The sequence below is a fragment of the Acinetobacter sp. S4397-1 genome (genome assembly GCF_024129285.1).
Lineage (GTDB): Bacteria > Pseudomonadota > Gammaproteobacteria > Pseudomonadales > Moraxellaceae > Acinetobacter > Acinetobacter lwoffii_C.
This window is the reverse complement of sequence record NZ_JAMXXZ010000051.1, coordinates 1-8,665: the sequence shown is the minus strand read 5'-3', so window position 1 is coordinate 8,665 and position 8,665 is coordinate 1. Positions and strand designations below refer to the sequence as shown.

The window sequence follows — 8,665 nt, the reverse complement described above, 5'->3', positions numbered from 1 at the left end:
GTTCATTTTGTGCTCAATGGTTGGTTTTTAAGTTGTTGATAAATAAAAATATTTTTAAAAGCGTTTCGTATAAGCTCTATTATGTTAAATAATTAAGGATAAAAGCTTTATTACTAAATAGAACAGTTGCTTAAAGCAGTATAGAGTTAAGTTTGCATTTTAATATCAAGTTGTCTTTCAGCACCGATAATCACCATACGAATCCCATTTTCAAAAATGTCATCCGCATTCATATTTTGTAAGGTATTCACTCCTTGGAGCATGAGTGGATATATAGTTGGATCGGCTTCGAATGGTGGGTCTGATCTTATTTCTTCTTGCTGCTCCTCAAGGACCCACCCAACAATAAACCTTCCTAATGTCATAAGTAATGCAACTGCTTCAACAGGAGAAAACCCAGCATGAGATAACAGCGCAACTTGGGCCTCAATCGTGTTGAAATGTCCTTGACTGGGGCTAGTTCTTGCATGTAGACGAGCACCATCACGGTAAGCTAGTAGTGCTCGACGAAAGCTTACAGAATTAGCGAGCAACCAATCTTGCCATGTCATCCCATCGATGGGTAAAGAAACTAAATGGTGTTCATTTATAATGGTTTCCGCCATTGCTTCCATTAACAAGGATTTATTCTTGAAATGCCAATATAGAGTTGGAGATTTAATACCCAATCGTTGAGCTAGCTTGCGTGTGGTTATTGAATCTATGCCTTCTTCATTCAACATATCCAATGCGGTACGCAGGACTATTTCACGTGTCAGACGTTGAGGTGCAATATCTTTTTTACTCATAAATCTATCACTGATAGGGAGTGTGTGAGAGAATATTAATTCTATCATTGCTAGAGAAGGCATTTGTGAAGAAATCATTGAGCGTGATTTTAATCACTATATTTCTGGATGCTGTTGGGATTGGTTTAATTATGCCGATCTTGCCTGAATTATTACGGTCATTGGCTGGAGCTGAAGCAGGCGGTGTTCACTATGGTGCTTTATTAGCTGTGTATGCTCTGATGCAGTTCATTTTTGCACCTATCCTTGGAGCGTTGAGTGACCGATTTGGACGTCGACCTGTATTAATTATTTCAATTGCTGTTGCAACGGCTGATTATCTCCTAATGGCTGCTGCTCCTTCTCTATTGTGGCTATATATTGGTCGTATTTTTGCGGGAATTACAGGTGCCAACATGGCTGTTGCAACAGCTTATGTTTCAGATATTACTCCAGCCCATGAGCGTGCAAAAAGGTTTGGTCTCCTTGGAGCTGTCTTTGGTATTGGGTTTATAGCGGGTCCGGTAATAGGTGGAGTTTTGGGTGAATGGAACTTACATGCACCGTTCTTTGCTGCTGCTTTTATGAATGGGATTAATTTAATAATGACAGCAGTCTTATTAAAAGAATCAAAACACAGCAATAAAATGACTGAGAAGGTTCAGGAGCAATCAATATTAAAGAAATTATCCTATTTGATCACTCAACCTAATATGGCTCCATTGCTTGGTATCTTTTTAATTATCACATTGGTTTCACAAGTCCCCGCAACTTTATGGGTTATCTATGGGCAGGATCGTTATGGCTGGAGTATATTTATTGCAGGTGTTTCCCTTGCTAGTTATGGAATATGCCATTCTATTGCACAGGCTTTTGCTATCGCCCCTATGGTAAAGAGGTTTGGAGAGAAAAATACGTTGTTATGTGGAATAGCTTGCGATGCAATTGGTTTACTTCTTTTATCTATTGCTGTTGAAGAATGGGTGCCTTTTGCGTTGTTACCATTGTTTGCCCTTGGTGGAGTAGCCGTTCCTGCTTTGCAAGCAATGATGTCCAGAGGTATTAGTGATGAAAGACAAGGTGAATTACAAGGGCTATTAAGCAGTTTTAATAGTCTGGGGGCTATAATTGGTCCTGTATTAGTTACTAGCCTCTATTTTATGACTCAGGCATCAGCTCCTGGAATGGTATGGGCATTAGCTGCAATACTTTATGTAATCACCCTACCCTTATTGCTTAAGTATCGCCTGAATAAATATTCTGGAGTTCCATAAAATATTTAATTTATTGGTTTAAAAACTAATGGATTCTATAGTTTATCTAAAATTAACATAATACACCTTATACGAAATGCTTGAAATTTTCCTATAAGCATCAATATCTTAACTAAAGCCGTTCCAGTAAACAGCGCACTGGAACGGCTTTTTTGTGATTATTCACGTTCCACGCCTATTCTTTGACCAAAGTTTCACAACTTTGATTAGCTCCAGTGAAGAATCAATTGTCAAAAACTGCTTTCGCCAAACGACCGAATAAACCTCGTTTTTTAGGTTGTGGCTCGATATGTGTAGGCACTGGACTGTGCTCATTTTCTATTTGCTCCTGAGTAGTCAATCCGTCATGTTTAGCTTCTGCTGTGTCTAGCTCTGGATCTGTTTTGGCCATGCTTGGTTGCACCGATTCTTGATCGGTAAACGTAGTCATATTGGCTTTTGGTGCTTCTAGTAAGCGCTGCATGGCCTCAATCTGTTCTTGATAAAACGATTCACGTTCTAGCGATTGATTCTCTCTGAAAAGTGCTTGATTTAACTGTTTTTCCAGTATGTCAACTTGATGTTTTAATAGGTCAACTTCTGTCAAGTTTTGACTGTTAATTGATTGACTTTGATTGACAGTAGTATCTTTATTTTTTGGTTCCCCAAAAACTCTTAAGGCTTCTGCAAAGTCAATTAATCCATCAGATCCTTTAGATAAATTTCCTTTATTTATATGTGCATATATGGCTTGCCGCGAATATCCGTAAAGCTTAGCCAACTCTGAAACTGACAATTTTTTCATTATGTAAACCAGTTTTCAACTCGTGTTAATACTTGACTGTTAACTTAACAATTTCAATTAACAATGTCATTGAAATCCTACTTTTTTGAGCAAAGGAAGTAACTCTCTAAATTTCTCTGTATCTTGCAGCATATTGGCTATACGTATAGCAAACTGCTGATAGCTTTCTGTACCTTGTGAATATTTACTCATCTCAGGAAGTTCGGAGAGTTTATTGGCGAATAGGTGACGTTGTTTATCTGTCATTGTCGAAAAGAGGTCTAATGTATTTGGATCTCTTTTAGATCCGACAGGTTGAGTAGCTGACTTTTTTTGTTTAAAGCTAAATGAAAAGCCTGTAATTGATCTTCCTGTCTTATGCTGTTCAACTTGGACAGTAATATCGGTATGTTCATTGACTTGTTTTAATGCAATGTCTAAGACATATTTTTTAAAATCATACATTCGTTTGTATTCAGTATCGAGTACACCTATTTTTTGTCTGAAGTCGTACAGGGTTATGAGAGGCGTTTTTCCGGTACTACGCCATGCAATTAATATTTCATATAAACGAACGGCATAAGCACTTGTTAAATTGCTTATTTGTTGTATTTCATACTTTGTAAATTGTTCTTCTAGTCTAGTAATTAAAGGCACAATAGCGGGAGCAAAGATAAGTCTAACAACAGCCTCATTATCAATATAAGCAACCTCACTCACCCATCTTGATTTGTGATTAATAACATTTCCTTTTTCACTAAGGCTTTGATAACTAAATTGTCTTGCGAATAGATCATCACAAGCATCTTTTAATGCCTGATAAGCCGTATTTCGATGAACACCAAATTGATTGATATAACTTTCCGCATGAACTGTTAAAGGATCATTAGCATTTATTCCTTTACCGGACTCCCTTGCTTCAAGGATCGCCAGAAGAATTAACCGTTGCTCCACTAGATCAAGGTTATAACTGGCATTAATTAAGGCATTATCTTTAACTATTAGTTCTGTTTTCATATGAGAAGATTATGTTTTTAATTCAATAAGACGAGGTTATATTGTTAACTCGCTTAATGCAAGGTAAACCTCGTTTTAATGCAAGGTAAACCTCGTTTTAATGCAAGGTAAACCTCGTTTTAATGCAAGGTAAACCTCGTTTTATAATCTCTAAGAATGTTATAAATAAAGGTTTTCAGACCATCTAAAAGTATTTAAAAGCTTAAAAATAATTAAAAGCCCCACGAATGAAAAATTGCCCTCGGTTTTCGCTACGCTCAAACTCTATTGAACTTCGCTTTCGCTCAGTTCGTAGGGGCAATTTTTGGCTCAGAATTTCGTGACTTTAAAAAAAAGAAAAAGCAACTCGGAATTCGCTTCGCTCATAGAGCTTTTTCACTCGCTTCGCTCGGTCTAGGAGCAAATTTATGCATGAAACTTACAACTTCATTGGGCTAAACTGTCTAAAAAACTGTTTTTCAGGGAGGTCGAGAGGCAAATTTTATAAGTTCGCTCGTAGACACTCGCTCTACAACACTACCTAGAGTCAAAATTCCTCTTTATTTCGTGCTCATTTGTGTTTTTTGAGCTGTTTTCTGTTTTTAACTATGGGAACCTATGTTTTTTAGTTAAAGGCTCTTAAATCGCATTTGAACGCTTTCTGTGAAAATTTTACAATTAAAATTTTAGTTGGAAATTTTTAACCTGGATAAACGAACAAGAAATCATTTTTTTGTGGTTTTCTAAACCAAGAAATAAATACTTTTTTTTATGTAACCCCAAGCAACCAGCTCTACGTCACCTTAGCCAATTTTCCAATCTAGGATCCGGCACATGCCGGTATTTTTTTCTCACACACCACGCATCTAACGATGACAACCCTCAAAGCCTTATAACATAAGGCTTTCGAGTGATTTTATTTATAGTAAAAAGCTGAGTCACGAAAAGACAGTTTTTTAATATAAGTATTTGATATTTTGAATTAAAATTTGACTCAAGTATTTGAGCTCAAAAAATAAGAAAAATTAATCCAAGATATTGATATTTATAATTAAATAGGGTGAGTCATTACTAAAATAAGAGGGTGAGTCACGGAAACTCAATAATTGATCTTAAGTGTTTGAAAAATAATATAAATAAACCGAGTCATAAAACAATCATAAGGAGTTTAATAAAAAACGTCAATTTGGTCAGTTTAATGAATTAGATAGGGCATGCTCGTGTGGCTTCCTCAGCCTTTTAAAAATTTTCAATGAAAGATTTTTAACCAAGTTTTTAAAGCCTAGAATTGAGTTCTTAATTTTAATATCAATAATTTATATTTCTATTTTCTACAAAAGTTTTCAAAATGGATCTTCTTCAATATTCAAGCTACGAAGTTTAAGAGAAGATAGTGAGAAATCTTATTCGAGGAATTGTGATGAGCACTCATATCACTACTATGGCAAATACAATAATGTTTCCGAAGGCTTGTACTCTTTACCAATCAAGAAAAAATGTACAGCTTTTTGCAGGACTGTTGGTATGCGATCAGTGCCAGGAAAACATCAGGCTCACGAATCCAAGTATTTTTTCGGCCAATGATGAGACTGAACAAAAAAACCAGAGTTAATCTGGTTTTTTATGCAGTACTTTATTTTTATGTACGAAAAACTGTATTGCTATTGAAGTTGTTGAGCCGATTAATCCTATAGTAATTAAACCACTTACAGCAAGTTGATGAAGTTGGTTATATTCTTTGATAGTTGGAAATTTATGTAGAAAATGGAATAGCCCAACCATACAGCCTAAAATGGTCGAAAACATAAGATAGTAAAAATCTGTGACAGCACTAATTAGTCTATTTAAGATCGGTTGTATGTTAAGTTTTGAGTGTGTAGTCAGATGATTTACAAAGCATAAAATCCCCATCACGATAAATAAGCCAATGCTGGTGTCTATAAGATTTTCTATCGTAAAAAATTCAAAAACTAAGTTAAATGATTTACTGAAAGATTCTTCTGTTGCAAACTTTTGACTAGAAATAAATATGGAAAAATAAGAACCAAAGGTTATGCATAGAAAAACGAAAAATTCTTGGAATATGAATGTCGGGAAGTAAATTTTTTTCTCAACATGAAATAGGTCTTCATCGTTTGATAAATATTTAATTTCAAGGTCTTTTACTTCATTCATAAGCTGATAATAGAAATGTGCGAATACATATTAATAGGGACGGGTTAAACAAAAATCTGAAATTCAAAAAAGTAAAAAGCTAACCTATTTTAGACTAGCCTCTTAAGCTTGAAATTATCTTTCCTTATTGGATTGGGCGAGTACCGAAGCCGCTAGAGTTTTAGTGGTATCGTTATATTTCTCACTCTGTAGGATATTCGATGCTTTTGTTTCCATTGTGCTTCCTGTTTGCTTATCAGAATTTGCTTGAGATAAGGCCGAACCAGCTAACTGTCTCTGAATTGCTGAAGATGATGGATCGCGTAATACGGCAGATGCTAATGAACTAACATCTTTTGAAGTTTGTTTGCCATTTTTAGACATGACTATTTCCATGAAATTAAAAGTAATTTCATGATCATAATAAATATTTTCTTATGATCAATATTTGCCCCATAAGCGAGCGTCTTAAGTTGTCGTATATTTTTTGTGTTGAGAAACGAATGAATTGCGTATAAGAGATTTTATGTTAAATGCTTAAAAGCGCTTAGTTGTCTATTCTTTTATCTAGCTTTGTTTAAGTCTTTTAAGATATTGAGTATAGTAAGATAAAGCCATAAGTTACAGTTGTTATGATAGATATTAAATTTAATAATTTAGGTCCCATTGAAAACGGGCAAATAACACTAAATGATCTCACAATACTTTGTGGGAATAATAATACTGGAAAAACTTATGTAACTAATTCTATTTATTCTATTTATAAAGAATGGACTTCATTAATTGCATGGCAATTTCCTGATCAAAAAATCAAAGAACTACTAGAAAATGGTTTTTTTGAAGTAAATATTGAAGAGGAATTAATTTCTAACTGGGAAGCTCGATGTAAATTAGGGTCAATAAAATTCCCATTAAGAGTTTTACCTGAACAATTTGCTACGAATAAATCAAGATTTGAGAAAACAAAATTTGATATTTCATTAAATATTCCACTAGATTGGAAAAAGAAAAGTCATTCTTTAATGATCTTTCCTACAATTCGTTTAACTAAAGATTCAGATAGTTCAGTTTTAAAAATTTTATGTGAAGATCTTGAAAAAATTAAAGAACTTCCAGAAATATTTATAAAAACCATTGTTAGAAGACGTATTCTAGATTTACTTTTCCCTATAAATGCTTTTTTGTGCACTGCAGAAAGAACAGGTGCTACTGCATTTAGAAATAGAATAAAATTTGATGAGCAAATGATTTTAAAATTATTACAAGACTCGTCAGAAGATAATCCAAATTATTCACCATTTAATCGAGATTATGCTAGTCCAATTGAAGATAATTTAAGATTCTTAGATCAGATTGATAATTTAAATAGAAGAAAGTCTAAGAAAAGTTTTCTTGACGATAATCCAGATGTATTAGAAGCATTTAAAAAAATCACATCAGGATCATATAAAATTCAAGAGACAACAAGAGATATGATTTTTTGTCCAAATTCAATGAAAGATGAAAATATTGAATTAAGAATAGGAGAGTCTTCAACTTCAGTTAGATCATTATTAATGATTTGGTATTGGCTACACTTTGTTGCGCATAAAAATCAAATTTTAATGATTGATGAGCCTGAGTTAAATCTACATCCTAGAAATCAAAGGCTTTTTTCTAGATTCATAGCTCTTTTAGTTAAAAAAGGAATTAAAGTTTTCATAACGACTCATAGTGATTATATTATTAGAGAGTTGAATAACCTTATATTAATGAATCATGGTGCAGAACATATTAGTGGGATTAAAGAAAAGTATGGGTATGAAAGTTATGAATCTCTCGATCCTCAAAATGTAAATGTTTATGTGACGAAAAAAAATGAGAATACTATTGAGCTAGAAAAAGTTAATGTAGATCCAATTCATGGGATAAATATTAGTAGTTTTGATGATGAGATCATTAAGCTTAATAATATTCAAGATTCTTTATTATATGGTGAATAATAATGCCTGCAATAGATGTTATTAACTTATTGAAAGGCAATGTTGAACCTAAAATACTTATCTCTGAGAGTTCATCTACCCCTAATTCTTTCGAAATTATTGAACGTAAAAATATAGGTAAACCGGATGTATTATCTAAAATAGTGATTACAGATTTTGAAGATGTAGTTATTTTTGATCATGATAAAATAACGGGATTCGATTGTCGTAACTTTATGATTGGTAGTTGTTTTAAAGGAATTTTTAAAACATGTGATGCTATATTTATTGGTGTAATAGATAACGAACCATTTATTCTTATCATGGATATGAAATCTGTTAGTTTGAAAAACAATGAAAATGTAAAAAAAATGATTGCAGGAGATTTGTTCTTAGAATTTCTTAACTCTTTTTTATTGAAATATAAAGATATTTTTTCTTATAAAGAGGATATCCTTTCATGGAAAAGATTTTATGCAATAATTCATTGTAATCTACAAAAGAGAACTACAGGATTTAATCCTGCTTCAGCTGATTCTAATAATCCTGGTTATATTTATTTACAGGATCAAGGTAGTATTAAGATTAGAAAGATACTAGGCATGCCTATTATTTAGTCTTTCTAAAATTAACATAATACACGTTATACGAAGTCCAAATGTAAGCCCAAAATAGAAATGTCCGGTTTCTCCAAAGTAAAAATGTCCGCTTTTAGAATATGCATTTTTGCAATTTCCTTAGCGGACGGTT

General features: G+C 33.3%; 9 protein-coding genes. 4 read left to right on the top strand and 5 right to left on the bottom strand.

Features of this window, described 5'->3' with window-relative positions:
* Positions 1-146: 146 nt before the first annotated feature.
* Positions 147-788, bottom strand: a complete 642-nt coding sequence (locus NI467_RS13995) for a TetR/AcrR family transcriptional regulator C-terminal domain-containing protein (RefSeq protein WP_004787586.1) — start codon at positions 786-788, stop codon at positions 147-149.
* 65 nt (positions 789-853) lie between these two features.
* Here NI467_RS13995 and tet(39) point away from each other — a divergent pair, with 65 nt between their 5' ends.
* Positions 854-2,041: a tetracycline efflux MFS transporter Tet(39) gene (tet(39), locus tag NI467_RS13990; RefSeq protein ID WP_125279692.1), complete on the top strand. Its 1,188-nt coding sequence runs from the start codon at positions 854-856 to the stop codon at positions 2,039-2,041.
* 223 nt (positions 2,042-2,264) lie between these two features.
* Here tet(39) and NI467_RS13985 read toward each other — a convergent pair whose 3' ends face one another.
* Entirely contained in the window at positions 2,265-2,825 is a 561-nt protein-coding gene (locus tag NI467_RS13985) for a plasmid replication DNA-binding protein (RefSeq protein WP_179991670.1), read from the bottom strand.
* A 66-nt stretch (positions 2,826-2,891) separates the two neighbouring features.
* Positions 2,892-3,821 (bottom strand): replication initiation protein RepM, encoded by a 930-nt coding sequence (repM, locus tag NI467_RS13980; protein ID WP_253153445.1) that lies wholly within the window; start codon positions 3,819-3,821, stop codon positions 2,892-2,894.
* Positions 3,822-5,220: 1,399 nt separating this feature from the next.
* Here repM and NI467_RS13975 point away from each other — a divergent pair.
* The gene (locus NI467_RS13975) at positions 5,221-5,412 is read left to right on the top strand and encodes a hypothetical protein (protein ID WP_253153444.1); all 192 of its coding nucleotides are present in this window, start codon (positions 5,221-5,223) and stop codon (positions 5,410-5,412) included.
* Here the strand turns inward: NI467_RS13975 and NI467_RS13970 are convergent.
* Positions 5,409-5,975, bottom strand: a complete 567-nt coding sequence (locus NI467_RS13970) for a hypothetical protein (RefSeq protein ID WP_253153443.1) — start codon at positions 5,973-5,975, stop codon at positions 5,409-5,411. The genes NI467_RS13975 and NI467_RS13970 overlap by 4 nt on opposite strands.
* A 114-nt stretch (positions 5,976-6,089) precedes the next feature.
* Positions 6,090-6,338, bottom strand: coding sequence for a hypothetical protein (locus tag NI467_RS13965; RefSeq protein ID WP_179991671.1), 249 nt, complete (start codon positions 6,336-6,338; stop codon positions 6,090-6,092).
* A 248-nt stretch (positions 6,339-6,586) separates the two neighbouring features.
* Between NI467_RS13965 and NI467_RS13960 the strand changes: the two genes are divergently transcribed.
* The gene (locus NI467_RS13960; RefSeq protein WP_253153442.1) at positions 6,587-7,936 is read left to right on the top strand and encodes an AAA family ATPase; all 1,350 of its coding nucleotides are present in this window, start codon (positions 6,587-6,589) and stop codon (positions 7,934-7,936) included.
* Between the two features lie 2 nt (positions 7,937-7,938).
* Positions 7,939-8,532: a hypothetical protein gene (locus tag NI467_RS13955; RefSeq protein WP_253153441.1), complete on the top strand. Its 594-nt coding sequence runs from the start codon at positions 7,939-7,941 to the stop codon at positions 8,530-8,532.
* Positions 8,533-8,665: the final 133 nt, after the last annotated feature.